Origin of the sequence: Sabulibacter ruber, from assembly GCF_017355955.1 — a bacterium.
GTDB classification, from domain to species: Bacteria; Bacteroidota; Bacteroidia; order Cytophagales; family Hymenobacteraceae; genus Nibribacter; species Nibribacter ruber_A.
Window position 1 is genome coordinate 2,177,307 of the sequence record NZ_JAFFID010000001.1, and the last position, 19,502, is coordinate 2,196,808.

At 52.4% G+C, this 19,502-nt stretch carries 17 protein-coding genes; 7 read left to right on the top strand and 10 right to left on the bottom strand.

Annotated elements, in window-relative coordinates; translation table 11 throughout:
* Window positions 1-123: 123 nt before the first annotated feature.
* Window positions 124-1,551 carry an APC family permease gene (locus tag JT719_RS08850; RefSeq protein WP_207432538.1) on the bottom strand — a complete coding sequence of 476 codons (1,428 nt, stop codon included), beginning with the start codon at window positions 1,549-1,551 and terminating at the stop codon, window positions 124-126.
* 370 nt (window positions 1,552-1,921) lie between these two features.
* On the opposite strand from JT719_RS08850, the gene JT719_RS08855 reads away from it, so the two are divergent.
* Both JT719_RS08855 and JT719_RS08860 read left to right on the top strand, forming a co-directional pair.
* Complete coding sequence (locus tag JT719_RS08855; protein WP_207432539.1) at window positions 1,922-2,245, top strand: hypothetical protein; 324 nt, start codon at window positions 1,922-1,924, stop codon at window positions 2,243-2,245.
* Between the two features lie 183 nt (window positions 2,246-2,428).
* On the top strand, window positions 2,429-3,703 hold the full coding sequence (locus tag JT719_RS08860) for a NupC/NupG family nucleoside CNT transporter (protein ID WP_207432541.1): 1,275 nt from the start codon (window positions 2,429-2,431) through the stop codon (window positions 3,701-3,703).
* A gap of 12 nt (window positions 3,704-3,715) precedes the next feature.
* Here the strand turns inward: JT719_RS08860 and JT719_RS08865 are convergent, their stop codons facing one another.
* From JT719_RS08865 to JT719_RS08875, 3 genes are all read right to left on the bottom strand, one after another.
* Complete coding sequence (locus tag JT719_RS08865; RefSeq protein WP_242693111.1) at window positions 3,716-4,222, bottom strand: DUF1003 domain-containing protein; 507 nt, start codon at window positions 4,220-4,222, stop codon at window positions 3,716-3,718.
* A gap of 321 nt (window positions 4,223-4,543) precedes the next feature.
* Window positions 4,544-6,190: a peptide MFS transporter gene (locus JT719_RS08870; RefSeq protein ID WP_207432545.1), complete on the bottom strand. Its 1,647-nt coding sequence runs from the start codon at window positions 6,188-6,190 to the stop codon at window positions 4,544-4,546.
* 256 nt (window positions 6,191-6,446) lie between these two features.
* Entirely contained in the window at window positions 6,447-7,064 is a 618-nt protein-coding gene (locus JT719_RS08875) for a NifU family protein (RefSeq protein WP_207432547.1), read from the bottom strand.
* Window positions 7,065-7,272: 208 nt separating this feature from the next.
* Between JT719_RS08875 and JT719_RS08880 the strand changes: the two genes are divergently transcribed.
* Entirely contained in the window at window positions 7,273-8,649 is a 1,377-nt protein-coding gene (locus JT719_RS08880) for a sodium:proton antiporter (protein ID WP_207432549.1), read from the top strand.
* A 687-nt stretch (window positions 8,650-9,336) separates the two neighbouring features.
* On the opposite strand, the gene aroC is transcribed toward JT719_RS08880, so the two are convergent.
* Window positions 9,337-10,419 carry a chorismate synthase gene (aroC, locus tag JT719_RS08885; protein WP_207432551.1) on the bottom strand — a complete coding sequence of 361 codons (1,083 nt, stop codon included), beginning with the start codon at window positions 10,417-10,419 and terminating at the stop codon, window positions 9,337-9,339.
* A complete protein-coding gene (locus JT719_RS08890) occupies window positions 10,416-11,852 on the bottom strand; it encodes a BatD family protein (RefSeq protein ID WP_207432552.1) in 1,437 nt (478 codons plus the stop codon). Before JT719_RS08890 ends, aroC begins: the two co-directional genes overlap by 4 nt.
* Window positions 11,853-12,123: 271 nt before the next feature.
* On the opposite strand from JT719_RS08890, the gene JT719_RS08895 reads away from it, so the two are divergent.
* The 3 genes from JT719_RS08895 to JT719_RS08905 all read left to right on the top strand — a co-directional run bounded on the left by JT719_RS08895 (window position 12,124) and on the right by JT719_RS08905 (window position 14,086).
* Entirely contained in the window at window positions 12,124-12,876 is a 753-nt protein-coding gene (locus JT719_RS08895; protein WP_207432553.1) for a ferritin-like domain-containing protein, read from the top strand.
* 13 nt (window positions 12,877-12,889) lie between these two features.
* On the top strand, window positions 12,890-13,732 hold the full coding sequence (locus JT719_RS08900; protein WP_207432554.1) for a ferritin-like domain-containing protein: 843 nt from the start codon (window positions 12,890-12,892) through the stop codon (window positions 13,730-13,732).
* Window positions 13,733-13,891: 159 nt separating this feature from the next.
* Entirely contained in the window at window positions 13,892-14,086 is a 195-nt protein-coding gene (locus tag JT719_RS08905) for a hypothetical protein (protein ID WP_207432555.1), read from the top strand.
* On the opposite strand, the gene queG is transcribed toward JT719_RS08905, so the two are convergent.
* Entirely contained in the window at window positions 14,051-15,022 is a 972-nt protein-coding gene (queG, locus tag JT719_RS08910; RefSeq protein WP_207432556.1) for a tRNA epoxyqueuosine(34) reductase QueG, read from the bottom strand. The genes JT719_RS08905 and queG overlap by 36 nt on opposite strands.
* Before the next feature lie 305 nt (window positions 15,023-15,327).
* On the opposite strand from queG, the gene JT719_RS08915 reads away from it, so the two are divergent.
* On the top strand, window positions 15,328-15,777 hold the full coding sequence (locus JT719_RS08915; protein WP_207432558.1) for a RidA family protein: 450 nt from the start codon (window positions 15,328-15,330) through the stop codon (window positions 15,775-15,777).
* Between the two features lie 113 nt (window positions 15,778-15,890).
* Here JT719_RS08915 and ruvB read toward each other — a convergent pair whose 3' ends face one another.
* From ruvB to JT719_RS08930, 3 genes are all read right to left on the bottom strand, one after another.
* A complete protein-coding gene (gene ruvB / locus JT719_RS08920; protein WP_207432560.1) occupies window positions 15,891-16,934 on the bottom strand; it encodes a Holliday junction branch migration DNA helicase RuvB in 1,044 nt (347 codons plus the stop codon).
* Between the two features lie 259 nt (window positions 16,935-17,193).
* Entirely contained in the window at window positions 17,194-18,372 is a 1,179-nt protein-coding gene (locus tag JT719_RS08925; RefSeq protein WP_207432562.1) for an acyl-CoA dehydrogenase family protein, read from the bottom strand.
* Window positions 18,373-18,524: 152 nt separating this feature from the next.
* The gene (locus tag JT719_RS08930) at window positions 18,525-19,388 is read right to left on the bottom strand and encodes a transglutaminase family protein (protein ID WP_207432563.1); all 864 of its coding nucleotides are present in this window, start codon (window positions 19,386-19,388) and stop codon (window positions 18,525-18,527) included.
* Window positions 19,389-19,502: the final 114 nt, after the last annotated feature.

The following is a 19,502-nucleotide window of genomic DNA, read 5'->3' on the forward strand; positions in this document are numbered from 1 at the left end:
GAAACCTCCGTTTAGGGCTTGTTTTTCAGAAAACAGGTCCTAAACGGAGGTTTCGCTTTTGTGGATAATGCCCCTAATGAACTTCAACTCAGCATTTCCTCTGATTGAAGCTAATCGCCTAATCTAAGCGTTAATTTTTTCCTCTGGGGTTTTCTGGCCCACCAGGTTTTTCTTCAGGAACCACCAGTACATGGGAAAACCGGTAAGCATGAGCACCATACCAATTCCCGCTTCCCGCGGACGAACCAATATGGTGTTGAAGAACAAAGCCACGCAGAACACCACCATAATGGCCGGCACCACCGGGTAACCCCAGGCCTTGTACGGACGGTGCGCATCGGGCATTTTGCGGCGCAGGATGAACACGCCCAGCGTAGTGGCGCCATAATAGATGAACACCGCGAAGATGATCATATCGGTGAGTTGGTCAAAGGTACCGGAGAGCACCAGCACGCAGGCCCACACGCACTGGAACACCAGGGAGTTGGCGGGTACTTGCGCCTGATTCAGGTTGGCGGCTTTCCGGAAGAACAGGCCTTCCCGCGCCATAGCAAAGTAGGTGCGGCAACTGGCCAGGATAGTGGCATTGGTACAGCCCAGGGTAGTCACCAGAATCAGGATGGAGATGAAAAAGCCGCCTCCGTTGCCCCAGAAGCTTTTCACGGCCTCAATGGCGGCAATCTGGTTTCCGGCTTTGAAAATGCCCTCAATGTCCTGAATGGGCAGCAGCGCCAGATATGTGGCGTTGACCAACAGGTAAATAGCGATCACGGTAAACACGCCAATGGTGATACCGCGCGGAATGTTCACGTGCGGATCTTTGATTTCGCCGCCAACAAATCCCACCGAAGCCCAGCCCTGGTACGCCCAGAACGCCGAGAGCATGGCCGCAAACACCGCGCTGAACGAAACCGGTTGATTGTTGGAGGTCTGCAAATCAAAACTGCGGCTGAGGTCGGCGTTTCCGCTTCCCAACCCGAAGAGGATGATGAGGCCAATCCCGATGAACACCAGAATGAGAATGGCGGTGCTCAGGCCGGCTCCCGCCTTCACGCCCCGGCTGTTGATCCAGGTCAGGAAAATGATGAGCAGAATAGCCGTGAGTTTCACGTTGAAATCGGCGAAGGGATAGAAAACGCCCGCAATGCTTACATCGGCTAACTCTGGCAGCAACGGCGGCACCGCGGCCAGGCTGTGCAAAGACTGCGCAAACACGTAGGCCAGCGACGAAATACCCGCCGTCTGAATCACAGTAAACAGTGACCAGCCGTAGATAAAAGCGAAAAAGCGGTTGTAGATGCGTTTGTAATAGGCGTATTCGCCGCCTGTATCGGCGAGCAGACCGGCCACCTCGGCATTGCTTAAGGCCCCAAAAAGAGTGATAATCCCGCCTAAAAGCCAGCAGATCAGCACCCAGCCCGGCGAATGGAGCTCGGCGGCCATAGGCGCCACTTTCTTGTACACCCCAGACCCGATGATGTTCCCGATCACCACTACCACTACCAAGCGGAGCCCCAAAGACCGATGAAGCTGCGTTGTATTACTACTCATAATTGAAAAATTGTTTCTATAAAGAACGGAAATCTACGGAGAAATCCTAACAACCCCAGAATTGGATTGCCTGAGGGCTCAGCCACAGCCCAATCAAAGGCGGCTAGTTTCCTTCCCATTTAGGAAATTCAGGCAGGAAACGGAAGATTGAGTCACCGTTGGGCGAGCGACCTCTCCTGCTGTTTTCAACTCCCTTCCAGAAAACGGCCCCAAAAAAGAACCCGGTGATTCTCTCCCTCACAGCTCAGAACTGCAGAAGAGCCGCGTCTCCACCGTAAGTCCCTCGCTGTAAACCTGTTCCTACCCATGTTTAAACATAAATCTGGCGAGTAAAGCCTTTGTAATCAGAAATATCATTATTTTTGTAGACATGAAATACACCAAGGCCATCCCGTCAGCATTCCCTCAGAAGTTTGCGGTGGTTGATTTTCCTTTTCCGTTGGCCTGCCCCTTTCCTTTCTCCCAAATTCAGGTACTTTCTGTTGCCGCCTCAGAGCTTTCTTTGAGGAGCGGGAAAACAGCCTCTTTTTGTGATTTTAGGCATAAACTGATGCCGGAAGAAACAAGCTTTCAACAGACTGCTGGCACCTTCTTCCGCTCTGATAGCCAGATAATTCCCGGCACCCTGAAAAAGGCGACCAGGAAAGGGAATGTTTCATTGCGTTTCTCCGTAAACGAACCTAATCACAACTGATCACACTACGCCTTTTCCTAAAACTGTGAAAATACCGGCCAATCCACTCTTGCTTCAGCATGAACTGAATGCCCAACCGGGCGGATTGGCTAATGTGTCGCGACTTCTCGGGAACAACCAATTACCGGTGGGCCGCGCCGCAAAGTGTCTCAATCAAATCTTTTTAATTCTTTCAACTCCTTTATGAACCGTTTTACCGGCTTAATAGGCATCGTCCTGATCCTTGGCATTGCGTACCTGCTGTCCAATAACCGAAAAGCCATTAACATGAGGCTGGTGACCGTGGGGCTTTTGCTTCAGGTGGGTCTGGCCTTCTTTATCCTGAAAGTCCCGTTTGGGCAAATGATTTTTGAGCGACTGGGGTATTACATCACCCAGATTTTGAGCTTCTCAGACCGTGGCGCCGAATTCGTGTTCGGGGCGCTGGTGAACAAAGAGAAAATGGACCGGGCCTTCGGCGTGGGCAATGACGTAATCTTCTTCTTCAAGATTGTGCCTACCATCATCTTTGTGGCGGTTCTGGTGAGCATTGCCTATCACATTGGCCTTATGCAGCGGATTGTTTCCGTTGTGGCCCGCGGAGTGCACAAACTGATGGGCGTGAGCGGCAGCGAGGCCGTATCTAACGTGGCCAGCGTGTTCGTAGGCCAGGTAGAAGCGCAGATCATGATTAAGCCGTACCTGCCTACCATGACCAACTCTGAGCTGCTGGCCTCAATGGCGGGTAGTATGGCCTGTATTGCCGGGGGCGTAATGGCCGTGTACATTGCCCTGGGCGTACCTGCTGAGTACCTTATTGCCGCCAGTTTGATGGCCGCGCCCGGTGCGTTGGTGATCTCCAAGATTGTTTTCCCTGAGACCGAAGTTTCCGAGACCAAAGGGAAAGTGGGCATTGAAGTGAAGAAACAGGACGCCAACCTGGTAGACGCTATCTCGCACGGAGCCTCAGACGGACTGCGCGTAGGTTTGAACGTGGTAGCCATGCTGGTGGGCTTCATCGCGTTGGTGGCTTTGGTTGACTACTTCCTGGGCTTTGTGGGTTCTTTCCTGGCCGGTCTGGGCTTGTCTCTGGACGGCATCGGGATTGAGTTAGAGCACCTGAGCCTGAAAAGCATTCTAGGCAGTATCTTCTCCATTTTCGCGTTGGCGATGGGCGTTCCGGCCAAGGATATGTTCGCGGCGGGTTCCTTAATGGGGACCAAGATTGTGATCAACGAGTTTGTGGCCTACTTAGACTTAACGGCTATGAAAGGCAGCCTAGACCCAAAAACCCTTTTGATTACCTCTTTTGCGCTGTGCGGTTTCGCCAACTTCAGCTCCATTGCTATCCAGGTGGGGGGTATTGGGCAGCTGGTACCGGAAAGACGGAAAGACCTGGCCGCACTGGGTGTGAAAGCCCTTATCTGCGGTACGCTGGCTTCTTACCTGTCTGCTTCGCTGGCCGGTATTCTGCTGTAACCCAAGAAGAACTTACTTCTTTTTGTCTATTGCCTCCTGGTGCCGCTCCATGGTATCCAACACTTTCTCGGGGTGAACGTCTTTAGCCAGTTCGTCCATCTCGGGGTCGTGTGATTCCTCAATCTCCAGTTTCTTGGCGATGGCGGTCACCAGCGTAATGAGACGAGTCACTTCATGTTCAGCCAACAGGCTTACCTGCAGATCCAGGTCTGCACGTTTATCGGCCTGTTCGCTGGACCTGTTCTGGCTGATGAGCACAAACGTGGACAGGAAAATGGCCTCTACCGAGGCGAACATAGCCAGCACCACAAAAGACTCATCAAACGGCGGAAGTCCCAGCCATCCCAGGTTCCAGACAATCCAGGTCCCGAACAAAGCCAGGTGCAAGTACACAAACAGCATGCTGCCGGTAAACTTGGTAATGGCATCGGCAATACGGTCTTTGGAGGTACGGTTCTTTTTCTCTACCTCGCGGCGCTCCAACAAAGCCTGAATGTTCCGCTGCACTATCTGGGCCATGTGATGCCCTGGTTCTTGTCTCTGCTCTTCCATTGCTTCCCAATTTTGCAGCAGTATACGCGATAATCGGGATGAACAGATGTCGAACTAATACGGGATATTTTCCTGAAATGAGGCAAAAACCAGAAAAGCCTTGCCTTTGGGCTGAAACATGGTTCAAACTGGTAGCTTAGGGTAGACAAAAGCTTGCCCTGAATAACCTACAACGCCCCATAAACAATAATTGCCCTCTTCAGACACTTCTTGCCAAACTAAAAGGAGTATCTGAAGAGGGCAATTTTTTTACAGTTGGCAGACGTTCATCTGAACGTCTCCTTAGAGCTAAACTGCGGGCTTCTCCATAATGCGGCGCAACCACTTGAGCATGAGCACCAACACCAAAGCCGCCGACACGGTCACCGCGAAGTTCACCCAGAAGAAGTAAGACTTGTCATCATACTTGTCCCACATGCTGGCCAGAATACCAGAAAGCTTGTTCCCGATGGAAGTGGCGATAAACCAGCCGCCCATCAGCAGGGCCGTCAAACGCGGCGGACTCACCTTTGATACCAGTGAAAGCCCCATCGGGCTGAGGCATAGCTCTCCAATGGTCACCACAAAATAGGTGCCTACCAACCACAGACTGGAAACTTTATCCTGGCCGTTGCCGCCCGCCCAAACGGCTCCCACCATCACCAGCGTGGAAAGGCCGGTGATAAACAGCCCCCACGCCATTTTAGCCGGCGTGCTGGGTTCTTTGCCCCTTCTGCGCATAAAGCCCCAAAACGCCACCACCAACGGCGTTAAGGTGATTACGAAGAACGGGTTGATGGACTGAAACAGCTCCGTGGAAATCAAAGACAACGGACGGTCTTCCTGTGGCCATTTCTCCTGAGGCAGGTTGTTCAGGTAAGGCTCTACGCCCTGTTTGGTGATTACTTTCCCCTCGGCATCGGTGCGGGTCCGGAAAGCGGCGTCAAAGTCTGGGACAGTGGTGGGTGCGGCGTCCACGGTCTGCACCATGCCCAATGATTGCGCCGGTTTCTCCAGCCACTCGGGCAAACCTCGATCGGTGTAGTACTCGGCCCAGGTGGTGAGCGCGGTTCCGTTCTGCTTGAACACGCCCCAGAACACAATTACCACGGCAAAGATGGACAGCAGCGCGGCAATAGGCTTCTTGTCCTCAGCGGTGGCGCGGGCCCACAGGCTCACGTAGAACAGGATAATCGGAATAGACCCGAAGATGAAGGCATCGGTAGAATCTGACCCGAACACATCACCGGGAATCAGAACCCAACTCAAAATACCTACTACTACGGCCGGCACAATCACAATCCCGAACACTTTCCAGAGCGGCATGTCATGCGGCTGGGCCGGCTTGCGGATGTCATAGGCGCTGTGCGTTTTGTTGCCCACCCAGAAAATAATCAACCCGATGAACATGCCGATACCGGCTGCCAGGAACGCGAAACCCCAACCGTAGGTATTGCGCAGGTACGCCGCCACAAAGTTGCAGATGAACGCGCCCACGTTAATGCCCATGTAGAAGATGTTGTACCCGGCATCTTTCTGCGGCAGGTACTGCGGTTCTGAATAGAGATTCCCCAGCAGCGTGGAAATGTTGGCCTTGAAGAATCCGTTGCCAATGATGATGAGCGCCAGAGACAAAAAGAAGAACGTTTCGCCGGGCAAAGCAAGACCGCAGTAGCCCAGGCCCATCAGGACCCCGCCAATGGTGATGGACAAGCGATAACCCAGCAACCGATCGGCCAGGAGACCGCCAATGAAGGGAGTTAAAAAGACAAGCGCAATGAAAGTACCGTAGATGTCGGAGGCTTGGTCTTTGGGCATGGCTAGCCCACCGCTTTGGGTATCAATCATGTACAGGAAGAAAATCCCGATCATGAGGTAATAGCCGAAGCGTTCCCACATCTCCGCCAAAAACAAGTAATATAACCCTTTAGGGTGCTTAGAACCAGGTGCTGACATTTTTGATGATTTGGTCAGCTTTGAAAGTAAGAAAAACTGGTGATAAAGCAGAAAGAGCTTAAAAATTTAAAGCAAAAGCTTGCTTTCGTTCTACTACAAAGGCCAGTTTCTGCTTCTGTTTTAAGGCTACTTTGAGCAAAGAAGACCCAAAACAGATTCGTTGGCTGGCGGTGCCTTTGCCTTACCTCTTAGAAAAGAAAAAGGCCCTGGTAAAAGTTTACCAGAGCCTTTTATATAAAAATTAAACGCTTTCTAGTTACAGCACTACGCCTTCGGCAACCACTTCCTGTACTTCTGGCACCATGCGCTTCAGCAGGTTTTCAATACCGGCTTTCAGAGTTACCGTAGCAGAAGGACAGCCGCTGCAAGAGCCTTGCAGGTTCACGGTTACCACACCCTCTTTGTAAGAACGGAACGTGATGTTACCGCCGTCTTGCTCTACCGCCGGACGCACATAGTTCTCCAGCAGGTCAATCACTTTCTGAGAAATTTCCGCGTCTTCGGCAGAAAGGTCAGCGGGAACTTCAGCCGATGCAGAAGCCGCGCTGGTTGTCACCGGAGTTCCCAGGAAAATAGGTCCACCCGCTTCTACGTACGACTTAATGAAAGTTCTGAGTTCAGGAATCAGGTGCGCCCACTGAACCGGCGTATTTTTAGTGATGGTCACAAAGTTGCTCGCGATGAATACCCGAGACACATAGTCAAAGTTGAACAGTTCCTGCGCAAATGGAGAATCAACGGCGCTTTCCACGGTTGGATAATCCACGCTTCCGCCCTCGCCCAGCAAGGTTGAGTTCAGAACAAATTTCATTGACTCCGGGTTAGGGTTCGCCTCGGCGTACACAGATACCGGCTTTGTTGTATTATCAGTCATGGCTATCTTCTTATTTATAGTAAAAACTTACGGTCAAGAGTTTAAGTTTCCAAAAGTAAAGAGAAATTCCGATACGTGATAGTTACTTTGTGGGTACCACCTCCTGGTGTTTTGCGGCGGGTTTGGGCAAAAGAGGCCCAAATCGAGGCCCCATTCCAGCAAAAGCCGTACCTTTAGCCATCTACATCGTTCACCATACCCCGCGCCTATGCTCAATGCGTTCCTCCTTTTGTCAGCTAATCCGCCGGCTGTTCCTGGTTTCCTGATTGCTCCTTTCGCCTTACTCATCGGTTTAATTGCCACTGGCCCCATCTTCTTCCCCCATTTCTGGCACAAACAGTTCAAAACTATCTCCGTGGGCCTGGGCCTGCTGGTATTGGCCTATTACTTATTTGTGCTGCATGACCATCACCTTCCCGCCGAGACCCTGGCCGAGTACGCTTCCTTTGCTATTCTGCTCAGCTCTCTGTACATAGCTGCCGGCGGCATTTACATCAACGCCAACGCCAACGCCACCCCTCTCATCAACGTGGGCATTTTGGTTTTTGGCGCGATCATCGCAAACGTCATTGGAACTACCGGGGCCTCTCTCCTGCTCATCAGGCCGTTCATCAGGCTGAACAACCACCGCATTAAGCCCTACCAAATCGTCTTTTTCATTTTCATTGTGAGCAACGCGGGCGGTATGCTGACTCCTTTGGGTGATCCGCCCTTGTTCATCGGGTTCCTGAAGGGCGTTCCGTTCTTCTGGACACTGCAGCACCTCTTTACTCCCTGGCTTATTGCAATAGGTTCCCTGTGCCTCATTTTCTTTGTCTTAGATAGCCGTAATAAAGTGGGTTTTGTGCCCAAGGCAGACGTAAAAGAACGAAACGAAGCCAAAACAGAGTTCTTCTTTACCGGTAAACGCAACATCCTCTGGCTAGCGGTGATTATTGGCGCTACGTTCCTGAATCCGGCGTCCTTTGACTGGTTACCTTACATTCCAATGGAAGGAGGCATCAAGGTTTCTTTTGTACGAGAACTGGTTCAGCTGACAGCCGCCCTGCTGTGCTTTAAATTCGCCAGCCGTACGGCATTGAACGGTAACCATTTCTCGTTTGACCCTATCATGGAAGTGGTGTTCCTGTTCTTCGGGATTTTCTTCACCATGATGCCTGCTTTGCAACTATCCGCCGAGCTGGCTTCCTCCCCTGAGTTTGCCGCCAAGCTAACGCCTTCGGTGTTCTACTGGGTGACCGGCTCGCTCTCCGGCGTGCTGGACAACGCCCCCACCTACGCCAACTTCCTATCCCTGGGCATGGCGAAGTACCACCTGAACTACGCCGATACCACGCAGGTCCACAACTTCGCTTTCGGGCTGGGCCAAACCCCGGAAACCTTGCTGGTTCTGGAAGCGATTTCCATTGGCGCCGTACTCTTCGGGGCGATGACCTACATTGGGAACGGCCCCAATTTCATGGTGAAAGCCATTGCCGAGCAAGCCGGCATCAATATGCCTCCCTTCTTCCAATACATGTTCAAGTACTCTCTGGTCTACCTGCTACCCGTTTTAGCCTTGGTATGGGCCATTGAGATTCTGTAGCTGCATATTATTTGAGCAAACCGAAAAGGGGCTGTTTTCCGGAAAACAGCCCCTTTTCGGTTTTATAATTCTAAGATGAGAGAAAGAGTTGCAAGAGCAGTTATTTCGTGATGAAGGTTTTGTTCTGAGTGAAAAGGTTCTGTTGCTTGGTATGACTGTCTCTGTGGAATGCGTGCGGACACGAGCCGGAGGCTCGCGCCAGCGGATCAGCAATCGTGCATTTGAGGCTAGCGCCTCAGGGCAGTTACAAACTGCCACCATTATAGGTCCAAGTCACAGACTTGAACCATGATGAGGGCAATGCGTGCAGGAGACAAGGCAGTGCCTTGTCTCTACGGTTCCACCATCACACGATTCAATCATTACTGCTTCTGCTTCTACTACTTTCTCTTATTCCAGTCTTTCGGGCGAGCGCCTTAGCAGGTTCCAGTGCCGCTAGGCATTGCGACCGCCAGGGAGCAAAGGAAGCTGGTACAGCGCGAGCGCGGAAGACGGGGCCCCGCGGCCGTGAGCGCAGAAAGCTACCTATGGAAAGAGCTGCTTATGAGTCACTGGATCAGCCGCCGCTACGCCAGCAACGGCAGACTACAAATCCTAAGAACATCATCTTCACCCGCCGCTGCAAGTAAGAAACTTTCATAAAACATTTCGGGCCTGTTTTCCAAAAAACAGGCCCGAAACACACTTCTAGTCTATTCTATTCGTACGTTGCCGCAGCACAAAATCCGCCAGCACCAGCGCCGCCATGGCATCTACAATGGGCACCGCCCGAGGCAACACGCAGGGGTCATGCCGACCTTTGCCTTGCAGGGTGATCTCCTGGCCAGATTGATCAATGCTGGTTTGGGGCTGCAGAATGGTGGCTACCGGCTTGAATGCTACTTTGAAATAAATGTCCTGCCCGTTAGAGATGCCGCCCTGGATACCGCCGGAGTGGTTGGTGCGGGTTTTCACGTTGCCTTCTGCATCGGTGTAAAAGACATCGTTGTGCTGGGAGCCGTACATGCTCACGCCTTCAAAGCCGCTGCCGTACTCAAAGCCTTTCACGGCGTTGATGCTCAGCATGGCCTTGCCCAGTTCCGCGTGCAGTTTATCGAAAACGGGCTCGCCTAAGCCCGCCGGTACGCCTTTGATCACGCAGGAAACCACGCCGCCAATGGTATCTAATTTATCGCGGGTTTCCTCAATGAGCTGGATCATGGCCTGGGCGGTCTCGGGGTGTGGGCACCGCACGATGTTGCTATCTACCTGGCTCAGATCAAGCTGGCTATAATCAGCGGGAGCGTGGATAGGCCCCACCTGCGACACATAAGCGGTAATCTGGATTCCTTGCAAGGCCAAGAACTTCTGCGCCATAACCCCAGCCGCTACGCGGGCCAGCGTTTCGCGGGCCGAGCTTCTGCCCCCGCCTCTATGATCGCGGGAGCCGTACTTGGCGGTGTAAGTATAGTCTGCGTGCGAGGGGCGGTAAGCCTTTTCTATGTGCGAGTAATCATGGCTGGCCTGGTCTTTATTGAAAACCGCCAGCGCGATGGGGGTACCCTGCGTGTGTCCGTTGAAGATACCCGAGAGAATCTGCACCTGATCTTTCTCGTCGCGGGGCGTGGTGATCTTGGACTGGCCGGGCCGACGACGATCCAAAGCGGCCTGAATCTCCTCCACCGTGATGGGTAAACCGGCTGGGCAACCGTCAATGATCACGCCCACGGCCGTACCGTGCGATTCTCCAAAAGTGGTGATCCGGAAAATGGATCCATATGTGTTACTCATTTCCTTCTTAGTATGAAAATAAACAAAGCCCCGCCAAACAGCACCGCCAACACTATGTTAGTATACAGGCGCACCTCTTTGAACTGGTCTAAGCTGACGAGCTGGTTGCTTTCTGTATCGGCAATATTGTAAAATTCGCCCACATCTTGCTCCCTTATGAAACTATTTTGGTCTTCCTGTCCCCGTACCCGCACAGAAATGGCTGGTCTGAGGGTATCGTACCGGGCAGTTACGGGATTGAAATACACCCACTGGAAGAGTTCGTGCAACGGAAACTGACCTGCCTGTCGGCCCACAATGAAATAGCGGAAGGTCTTGCTGCCCGTCAGGCGGCCTTGGTTCACCTCCAGGTATTGCCGAATCTCAGGGGTGTAGATTTCCAGTTCGCTGGATATCCCAATGCTTTGCGGAGCGGCCAGGGTCCTGATGTTTCCCTCGCCCACCACCTTGAAAAGATACACCAGATTCTGGTTCAGGGAGATGCTGTTGCGCGACACCTGCTCCTCCAGACGGTACACGCCCACGGGTACCTGGTCACGCAAAGGGTGCGGTGGCAGGCTGCGCACGGTCACCTCCTTTAATTGGGTAGTGTAGGTTTTATACTCCGGCAAGCGGTTCTGGGTGAGCAGCGAAGGATTCCTGGCCACCTTGTACTTGATCATCTTCAGACCTACTGCCGGGAACTTGAGCGGCTGCGACGTGATGGGGAACAAAATGGCCTCATACAGTTTGTAGCGGGTGAAAGGCTTTTCCCCAATTTTGATTTTCTCGGGTAGAATCTCCTCTTGCTGTACCACTTCCTCCAGCGTGCTCCGCTGCTTTAATTGCTGAATGATGGTACCTATCTGGGAATTGAATTCATAGAAATCCAGCAGGCCCAGGTCTGAATCTGCTACATAAAACCAGAGGGAGACAGGAACCGCTTCACCGGCAAACACCCGCGTCTTGGGCAGGTGTAACGTGAGAAAGGCATTTTCTTTTACCTCCACAAACTCTGGCGCAGCGGGGGTTCCGGGAGTAGTGGCGGGCACCGTATCATTGGGTTTGCTTCCTGCTGGGGGTGGGAGGGCGCCTACCCTTCCCTTCATACCCGCTCCCTGCACGGGTTTTCCATCTACGGTAAGGGTAAACGGCTTTACGGTGAATTCTCCTTCCTTCAAGGGGGCGTACTGCTGCGTGAGCGTGTACACCTTAGACACCTTCGTTCCCCGGGTAATGGTGGTGGTAAACGATTTCTGGGTACTTTTCTGCAGCCCTTCAATCTCGGGGAATCCTTCTACCTTGGCAGGACGGGTGTTGGGCGACTTTAATGAAATAGTGAAATATTGATCAATGGGAATGGACGTGGGCCCGTACTCAATGGTGTGCTCCTGTGCCTGGGCCAGGAACGCCCCAAACATCATCCACAGAAAGAGTACGACCGCATTTTTCATCTATTTCTTCCAAAACGGCCTTAAAACCGTTTTCTTATTTTCCTTCAAAAGTACGAATAACCCGCGAAGGGCCCCATTCACTAACGCCCAAAGACGGCAATCCGTCAAAATAATTCAAAAAATCAGTTTTTTTTCATCCGCTGAAATCCGGTGGAATATACCCCGTCGTAGGTCTCCCTGATTCCGCCGGAAAAGGGAAGGCGGAACAAATCGCGCTGGCAGCTTTCGGGTTTCCAGGGCGGGTTTTGTTTCACATTCAATTTTAAAAACTATGGCCAAAAACACCCCTTCAGTTCCTGGGCAAGACCTACTCCAGGGATTGAGCAACCCATTGAATCGCCGTTCTTTTCTCCGGTACACTGGAGCAGGCGTAGCTGCCTCGGCGCTGCTGCTTGCCGGTTGCGACGATGACGACGAAAGCACCGATAACATGACCGGAGGCGTAAACCTTGGCTCCGGCGATGTAGGTGTCCTGAACTATGCCTATGCCCTGGAGCAACTGGAAGCCGCCTTTTACACCGCGGTAGTCGCGTTGCCTAACTTCAATACCCTTTTTACCAGCGCCGCCGAAAGACAGGTGTTAACCGATATCCGCAACCACGAGATCGCGCACCGCGAGTTTTTCAAAGCCGCTATCACGTCGGCGGCCGCCAGCCAGATCATCCCCAACCTAACCCCTAACCTTCCGGCCGACGCCTTATCCAGCCGCGCTTCTATTCTGGCTACAGCCAAAACCTTTGAGGACCTGGGCGTAGCCGCTTACAACGGCGCCGGCAAACTGCTGACCAATGCCACTTTCCTGGGCATAGCTGGTAAAATTGTCTCAGTAGAGGCACGCCATGCCGCCGAGATCAGGGATATGATTGAGAACGGCACCTTTGCCAGCGGCCCCGCCGGTATCACCGCCGGTAACATTGTAGACGCCAACGGCCTGGATGTAGCCCTCACGCCCGCCCAGGTTCTGGCCGCCGCCCAGCCTTTTGTCAAGGAAATTATCAACGGAAGCAATCTGCCCACCACTTAATCAATCAGAAGCCATGAATATCTTCAACATACTAAAAGAAGTAGAGAAAGTAGATCCGGAAGTATTTGACCGCCTGGATCCCCGCCGCGAGGTTTTCAAGCATTTTGGGGGCTTCGGCAAAAAACTGGTGGCCGCTGCCATTCCGTTGGCCTTCGGTTCTATGCTGAACAAAGCCTATGGGCAAAATACCACCTCCATCAGAGATGTGCTGGAGTTTGCCCTGAAACTGGAGAACCTGGAGTACTATTTCTATAAACGGGCCGCTGACACCAATATCTTCCCTTCGGCGGCGGGCAAAACGGCCTTTGGCGTGATCCGGGATCACGAGGAAGACCACGTTAACTTCCTGCGCCAGGCCATTACAGGGTTGGGCGGTGCCGCCCCCACCACCTACACCGATGCCAACTTTGACTGGACCGCCAAAGGCTTGCTGGGCAATGCCACCTTTACTGATTACGGCACTATGCTGGCTGTAGCCCAGGCCTTTGAAGACACCGGCGTGCGGGCCTATAAAGGAGCCGCCCCGGCCCTCATCAGCAATGACACCGTGTTGCAGGCCGCCTTACAGATTCACTCAGTAGAGGCCCGCCATGCGGCTCACCTCCGCCGCATGCGCCGCGACATGGCCAACGGTGTTGCTAACCTGAAACCGTGGATCACCATGAAAGACCGGGGCGGATTGCCACCCGAGTTCCAGGGAATCTACGACGGAGAGGACAACATCTCCCAGGGCGGAGTTACCATTACGGGCACTTTTGGAGGAATCACCATAGACGCCAACGCTGCTTCAGAGGCTTTTGATGAACCGCTCACCGTAGCACAGGTTAATACAATTGTCACTCCGTTTATTGCGTAACTTCTTCATACTTAACAAGAAAGGCAATCTTAACAGATTGTCTTTCTTTATTTAATAATATTAAAAATTCAGTATAAAAACACTTATCTAAAATATAGATTTTGCGTATATATCAATCCTTTGACACAACACACACTCACCTATATCCTTTAAATAGTCATGTTAGAGTACGTAAAATTAATTTTAGATAAGGTTAGCTTTGACTCAGGCTTGTTTGAGAAAGAGCTCCGGAAAAGCATGCGCATGCTGGTTAGGAGTGAGTTGGAAACCCTACGCGAATGGTGCTACAAGCATTTTTCTGGCTCCTACACCAGCATCTTAGACAAGGTCTTCGGGAACGTGATGGCTGCCTAAAGAGGCCGGCTCGTTCGCCACAAAGCGCAGGTTACGGGTAAGCCCCGCAAAACCGGTGCGTTTTACGGCTGATTTCCTGAAAATATCACTGAACACTTCCTGAGTGAGCTCCATCCAATCACTGGTTGAGAGGTGGAGCAACTCTGGATGTGGGCTAAAAGCCGGCTCCTGATGCGGTTTACTGAACCGGTTCCACGGGCACACATCCTGGCAGATATCACAGCCAAACACCCAGTTCCCAAACTTCCCCTCTACCTCCTGCGGAAACTGGTCTTTCAACTCAATGGTGAAATAAGAGATACATTTGCTGCCGTCTACCACGTACGGTTGCGAGATAGCGTCTGTAGGGCAGGCATCCATGCATTTGGTGCAGGTACCGCAGTAATCTTTGATGGGGCCATCGGGTTCCAGTTCCAGGTCCAGAATCAGCTCCGCGATGAAAAAGAAACTGCCCACGCCGGGCCTGATGAGGTTGCTATTCTTGCCCACCCAGCCCAAACCGCTTTTCTTCGCCCACACCTTATCCATGACCGGGGCGGAGTCCACAAACACGCGCCCGCCCACTTCGCCAATCTCTTCCTGTATGTAATTGAACAGGGTTTTGAGCTTGTCTTTGATCACGAAGTGGTAGTCCTGCCCGTACGCGTACTTGGAAATCTGGAAGGTATCTTGCTCCTGCTTTTCCTCGGGGTAATAGTTCAGCAGCAGACTCACTACTGATTTGGCCCCGTCTACCAGCAACCGTGGGTCCAGGCGCTTGTCAAAGTGATTGGCCATGTAATGCATCTGGCCGTGCATGTTCTGGTTCAGCCAGGCCTCTAGCCGCGGAGCCTCTTCTTCCAGGAAATCTGCCTTAGACACACCACAATATAGAAAGCCCAGTTCCTGTGCTTTCTGCTTGATGAGTTGTGTATGTTTTACGGCCAGATTGAACATGGATTTTTGATTTATTTGGAGGCTGATCCCTTCTAGAAACAAAATTGGCGGAAAAGAATTTCACCAGCGCACCTTTTTGGTGTTTTTAGCCAGATTTTCAAAAAATAGCCTTCAAACGCACCTTTCTCCTTTCCTTTAGGTCGGCCAAGCACTGTTCACAGAAATCTGTCTTAGAGGGCAATTACCTGTTGCCTGTTTCAGATCAGAGGCTTGTTGGGTGGCAAAGTGTTAAAGTGCGTTAAAAAATACTTGCCCAGAGTTCCTTTTCCATTACTTGCAGCTGTATTCCTATTCCAACATAAAACATGAAAAAAGTATTCTTCACGCTGGCTTTTGCATCGCTGGCGTTTTTAGCCCAAGCCCAGGAAAACAAGGCAGCTTCTACGCCGCAGGCAGGCTCCGCCCCTAAGATGTTCCGCCCCAACCAGGAATGGAACTATGCCCAGGCCTACCGAAGCGGCAACCTTCTGTATATCTCCGGCACGGTAGCCAGCGGCCCCATGGACAAAGCCATTGACCAGGTGTACCGTACGCTGCAGATGACGCTGAAGCAGTATAACCTAGATTTTACCCACGTAGTGAAAGAGAATCTGTACACCACCAACATGGAAGAGACCTCTAAGCACCACCTGGTCCGGAAGAAGTTTTACGGCACCCACACCCCGGCGGCCACGTGGGTACAGGTAGTGCGCCTCCTGGAACCCAACACGGTGCTGGAAGTGGAGTTAATCGCCGAGATCAAGAAAACAGAATAAAAACAGGCCCGAAAAACAAAAGCCTCACAGGTTTTAAAAACCAGTGAGGCTTGAACTTACATTTTTAGAACTGTACCCTCGTAGTGTGTGAAGCTCCTACGAGTGTCTTATCATTACTCAGCCTGATCAAACAAGGTACCGCTGCGCACATGGTTGGGCGCTATCTTGCCCAAGTGACGGTAAGCGGCCTCGGTAGCCTCACGCCCCCGACTGGTACGCTTAATATAACCCTCCTGGATCAGGAACGGCTCGTACACCTCTTCAATGGTTTCGGCCTCTTCGCCGCAGGCGGTAGCGATGGTAGAGATACCCACCGGACCACCTTTGAACTTGTCAATGATGGTACTCAGGATGCGTTTGTCCATCTCGTCCAGTCCGCTTTGGTCTACGTCCAGGGCATTCAGAGCGAACTTGGCAATCTCCACGGTAATGGTACCGTCTCCTTTGATCTGGGCGAAGTCCCGGGTGCGGCGCAGCAGGTTATTGGCGATACGCGGTGTACCGCGGCTCCGGCGGGCAATCTCAAAAGCGGCATCCTCGTGGATAGGCGCTCCCAGAATCTCAGAAGAACGCTGCACAATGGTGGTCAACAACTTGGAATCATAGTACTCCAGACGGGCATTGATCCCGAAGCGGGCCCGTAGCGGCGAAGTCAGCAGACCCGAGCGCGTAGTGGCCCCAATGAGCGTAAAGGGATTCAACGAGATCTGCACGGAGCGGGCATTAGGGCCTGAGTCCAGCATGATATCAATCTTGTAGTCCTCCATGGCCGAGTACAGGTACTCCTCCACAATAGGGTTCAGGCGGTGAATCTCGTCAATGAACAGCACGTCGTTGCGCTCCAGATTGGTCAACAGACCAGCCAGATCGCTGGGTTTGTCCAGCACCGGGCCAGACGTAATCTTGATATTGGAACCCAGGGCATTGGCGATGATGTGCGACAGCGTGGTTTTCCCCAGACCGGGAGGTCCGTGCAAGAGCACGTGGTCCAAGGCCTCGCCCCGCATGATGGCAGCTCCCACAAACACCTTCAGGTTTTCCACCACCTTTTCCTGGCCGGTAAAGTCACCGAACTCCAGAGGCCTCAAGGCCTTGTCAAACTCCTTTTCGGTGGGTGAAAGGTGATCGGCAGAACCTTTTAAATAATCTTCTCTCATTGTAAAATCTCTCAGCGATAAGGCAAAGAATTCTCTGTAAAGATAACACTTCGGGGGCTAAAAACGGTCCATTCTAAGATAGAAAACTCTGCTTTTTGCTACTATTTTTACCAACACCAGGCACTTCAACCAATCTAATTAGCATAAATTGTTTTAAGCTTACTTCCTGAAAAACAGCCCCTAAACAGAAAAGGCAGCCACGTCTCCGCAGCTGCCTCTTCATATCATGTTCTAACAATGAACAATCAGCAATCAACAATTATTTGAAAGCCTGAATGCCTGTGATGTCTGCGCCGGTGATGAGCAGGTGGATGTCATGGGTACCCTCGTAGGTGATCACGCTTTCCAGGTTCATCATGTGGCGCATAATAGGGTACTCGCCGGTGATGCCCATGCCGCCGTGGATTTGGCGTGCCTCACGAGCCACGTGCAGGGCCATGTCTACGCTGTTGCGCTTGGCCATAGAAATCTGCTGGGTGGTGGCTTTGCCTTCGTTCTTTAGCACGCCCAAACGCCACACCATGAGCTGGGCTTTGGTGATTTCGGTCACCATCTCGGCTAATTTCTTCTGCACCAACTGGAAGCTGGCAATGGGTTTATCAAATTGGATGCGCTGCTTGGCATAGTTCAAGGCGCTTTCGTAGCAGTCAATGGCCGCCCCAATGGCTCCCCAGGAAATGCCGTAGCGCGCCGAGTCCAGGCAGCCCAGCGGACCTTTGAGACCGTCAATGTTGGGCAGCAGGTTCTCTTTGGGCACTTTCACGTTGTCAAACACTAACTCGCCGGTGGTAGAGGCCCGCAAGCTCCATTTGTTGTGGATCTCGGGGGTAGTGAAACCTTCCATACCGCGCTCCACAATGAGGCCTTTGATGCGGCCCTGCTCGTTCTTGGCCCACACCACGGCTACCTGGCATTCCGGGGAATTGGAGATCCAGAGTTTGGCACCGTTAAGCAGGTAATGATCGCCCTGGTCTTTGATGGTAGTCACCATGCCGCCGGGATTGGAACCAAAGTCAGGCTCTGTCAAGCCAAAGCAACCCAGCCATTCGCCGGAAGCCAGTTTAGGCAGGTATTTCCGGCGCTGCTCCTCAGAACCATAGGCGTAGATGGGGTACATGACCAGTGAACCCTGCACCGAGGCCGTAGACCGCATACCGCTGTCGCCGCGCTCTATTTCCTGCATGATGATGCCGTAGCTGATGTAGTCCAGTCCGCCGCCGCCGTACTCGGTGGGAATAGTGGGACCAAACGCGCCAATCTCACCGAATTTGGGCACAATCTCCTTCGGGAAGTGGGCGTCCTGGGCCCATTTCTCAATGTTGGGGGAGATTTCGCGCTTTACAAAATCGCGCATGGTCTGGCGGATGAGCTTGTGCTCGTCGGTGAGCAGGTCATCTACGTTGAAATAATCTGGAGCGCCGGAGTTGTCTGCAGCCATAGAGGTAAGGTTTTCTTCAATGTCTTCGGCCAAACATAACAAGAAACCCAACACCCGCCAACAGTTGTTAGCAAAACCTTTTAAGGGGTTGGTTTGGCTCTACGTTTTAAGGCTCTTTTCTTGTAATCAGGGCAAAAACAAACCCAGGCAACCTACTTCTTGGATTTATAGCTGACTTTCAACTTTTGGTAAACTTGCCCTAGTTGGGCAATTTCCTGACCGTACTGGTGCAGGTTGGTTTTTCCGGCAAAAGCCTGGTAGCACTTCGGGCCCAGGGTAGCAAGACTAGATTGCCAAGCCGCCCAGTCGGGTAAAGTTTGCAGCCGCTGGCCATAGTATTGATTGAAGGCCTGCACCAGGTAGTGCTGGGTTCGGTCTTCCAGCAGCTCTCCGCCGGGACCCAGCACAAAGATGGCCATGGGCACGATCATGTCATGGCCGGTGGGGTCCAGTAACTGACGCTCCTCAAAAAGGACGCGGCTCCTGAGCCAATCCTGCAGCCCCACAAGGCCCAGCGAGGGATCTACCGGTTGCCACTGTTTGGTGGTGGCATCGTAGACCTCCAGCCAGACATGGTCATTATGCTGCCGACCGAAGACTGACCCTCTGTTTCCTTTTTCCTGCACCAACTGGCGGGCATTCTCCTGCCGTTGCTCACTTTCTTTGTGGAGGTTGATTTCCTGCACCGTGCGTTGCTGCACCTGCAGTTCTTTCAGCATGGCTTTGGTGATGGAAGCCAGTTCAGCGCAGTTCCCGCCGCCCCGGGCGATGATCTGTTCCACCGTGCGTTTCTGGTAATCGGTGGTTTTCCACTCAAAATGCTGCACCAGCCAATGCACCACTTTCTGGGTCTTGGCAAAATCGGTGGGGGAATCGGCGGTGAATTCCCGGGCAAACTGGCGGTAGTCTTTCTTGATTAGTTGCAGCCACTCTGCGTCTGTTTTGCGCTGCGCTGCAGCCGGAGAAACAACACAGAAGAGTGCCGCCAGGAGAAGTAATTGGTAAACTTTTTTCATAGATGGTTTAGTATTCGGGTCTGGTAATGAATTTGATGAGAGACCGCTTGTAGGCCATAGACCCCAAAAAAATCGCCGGAGTTGCATCTGATGAGCAACTCCGGCGATTTTTGT

Excerpts from the sequence above, each read along its gene's own strand:
- JT719_RS08875 (WP_207432547.1), bottom strand. The coding sequence starts at position 7,064 with ATGACTGATAATACAACAAAGCCGGTATCTGTGTACGCCGAGGCGAAC.
- JT719_RS08930 (WP_207432563.1), bottom strand. The coding sequence starts at position 19,388 with ATGAAAAAAGTTTACCAATTACTTCTCCTGGCGGCACTCTTCTGTGTT.
- JT719_RS08900 (WP_207432554.1), top strand. The coding sequence starts at position 12,890 with ATGAATATCTTCAACATACTAAAAGAAGTAGAGAAAGTAGATCCGGAA.
- JT719_RS08865 (WP_242693111.1), bottom strand. The coding sequence starts at position 4,222 with ATGGCCCAGATAGTGCAGCGGAACATTCAGGCTTTGTTGGAGCGCCGC.
- JT719_RS08850 (WP_207432538.1), bottom strand. The coding sequence starts at position 1,551 with ATGAGTAGTAATACAACGCAGCTTCATCGGTCTTTGGGGCTCCGCTTG.
- JT719_RS08890 (WP_207432552.1), bottom strand. The coding sequence starts at position 11,852 with ATGAAAAATGCGGTCGTACTCTTTCTGTGGATGATGTTTGGGGCGTTC.
- queG (WP_207432556.1), bottom strand. The coding sequence starts at position 15,022 with ATGTTCAATCTGGCCGTAAAACATACACAACTCATCAAGCAGAAAGCA.
- JT719_RS08915 (WP_207432558.1), top strand. The coding sequence starts at position 15,328 with ATGAAAAAAGTATTCTTCACGCTGGCTTTTGCATCGCTGGCGTTTTTA.
- JT719_RS08895 (WP_207432553.1), top strand. The coding sequence starts at position 12,124 with ATGGCCAAAAACACCCCTTCAGTTCCTGGGCAAGACCTACTCCAGGGA.
- aroC (WP_207432551.1), bottom strand. The coding sequence starts at position 10,419 with ATGAGTAACACATATGGATCCATTTTCCGGATCACCACTTTTGGAGAA.
- JT719_RS08860 (WP_207432541.1), top strand. The coding sequence starts at position 2,429 with ATGAACCGTTTTACCGGCTTAATAGGCATCGTCCTGATCCTTGGCATT.
- JT719_RS08855 (WP_207432539.1), top strand. The coding sequence starts at position 1,922 with ATGAAATACACCAAGGCCATCCCGTCAGCATTCCCTCAGAAGTTTGCG.
- ruvB (WP_207432560.1), bottom strand. The coding sequence starts at position 16,934 with ATGAGAGAAGATTATTTAAAAGGTTCTGCCGATCACCTTTCACCCACC.
- JT719_RS08870 (WP_207432545.1), bottom strand. The coding sequence starts at position 6,190 with ATGTCAGCACCTGGTTCTAAGCACCCTAAAGGGTTATATTACTTGTTT.
- JT719_RS08905 (WP_207432555.1), top strand. The coding sequence starts at position 13,892 with ATGTTAGAGTACGTAAAATTAATTTTAGATAAGGTTAGCTTTGACTCA.
- JT719_RS08925 (WP_207432562.1), bottom strand. The coding sequence starts at position 18,372 with ATGGCTGCAGACAACTCCGGCGCTCCAGATTATTTCAACGTAGATGAC.
- JT719_RS08880 (WP_207432549.1), top strand. The coding sequence starts at position 7,273 with ATGCTCAATGCGTTCCTCCTTTTGTCAGCTAATCCGCCGGCTGTTCCT.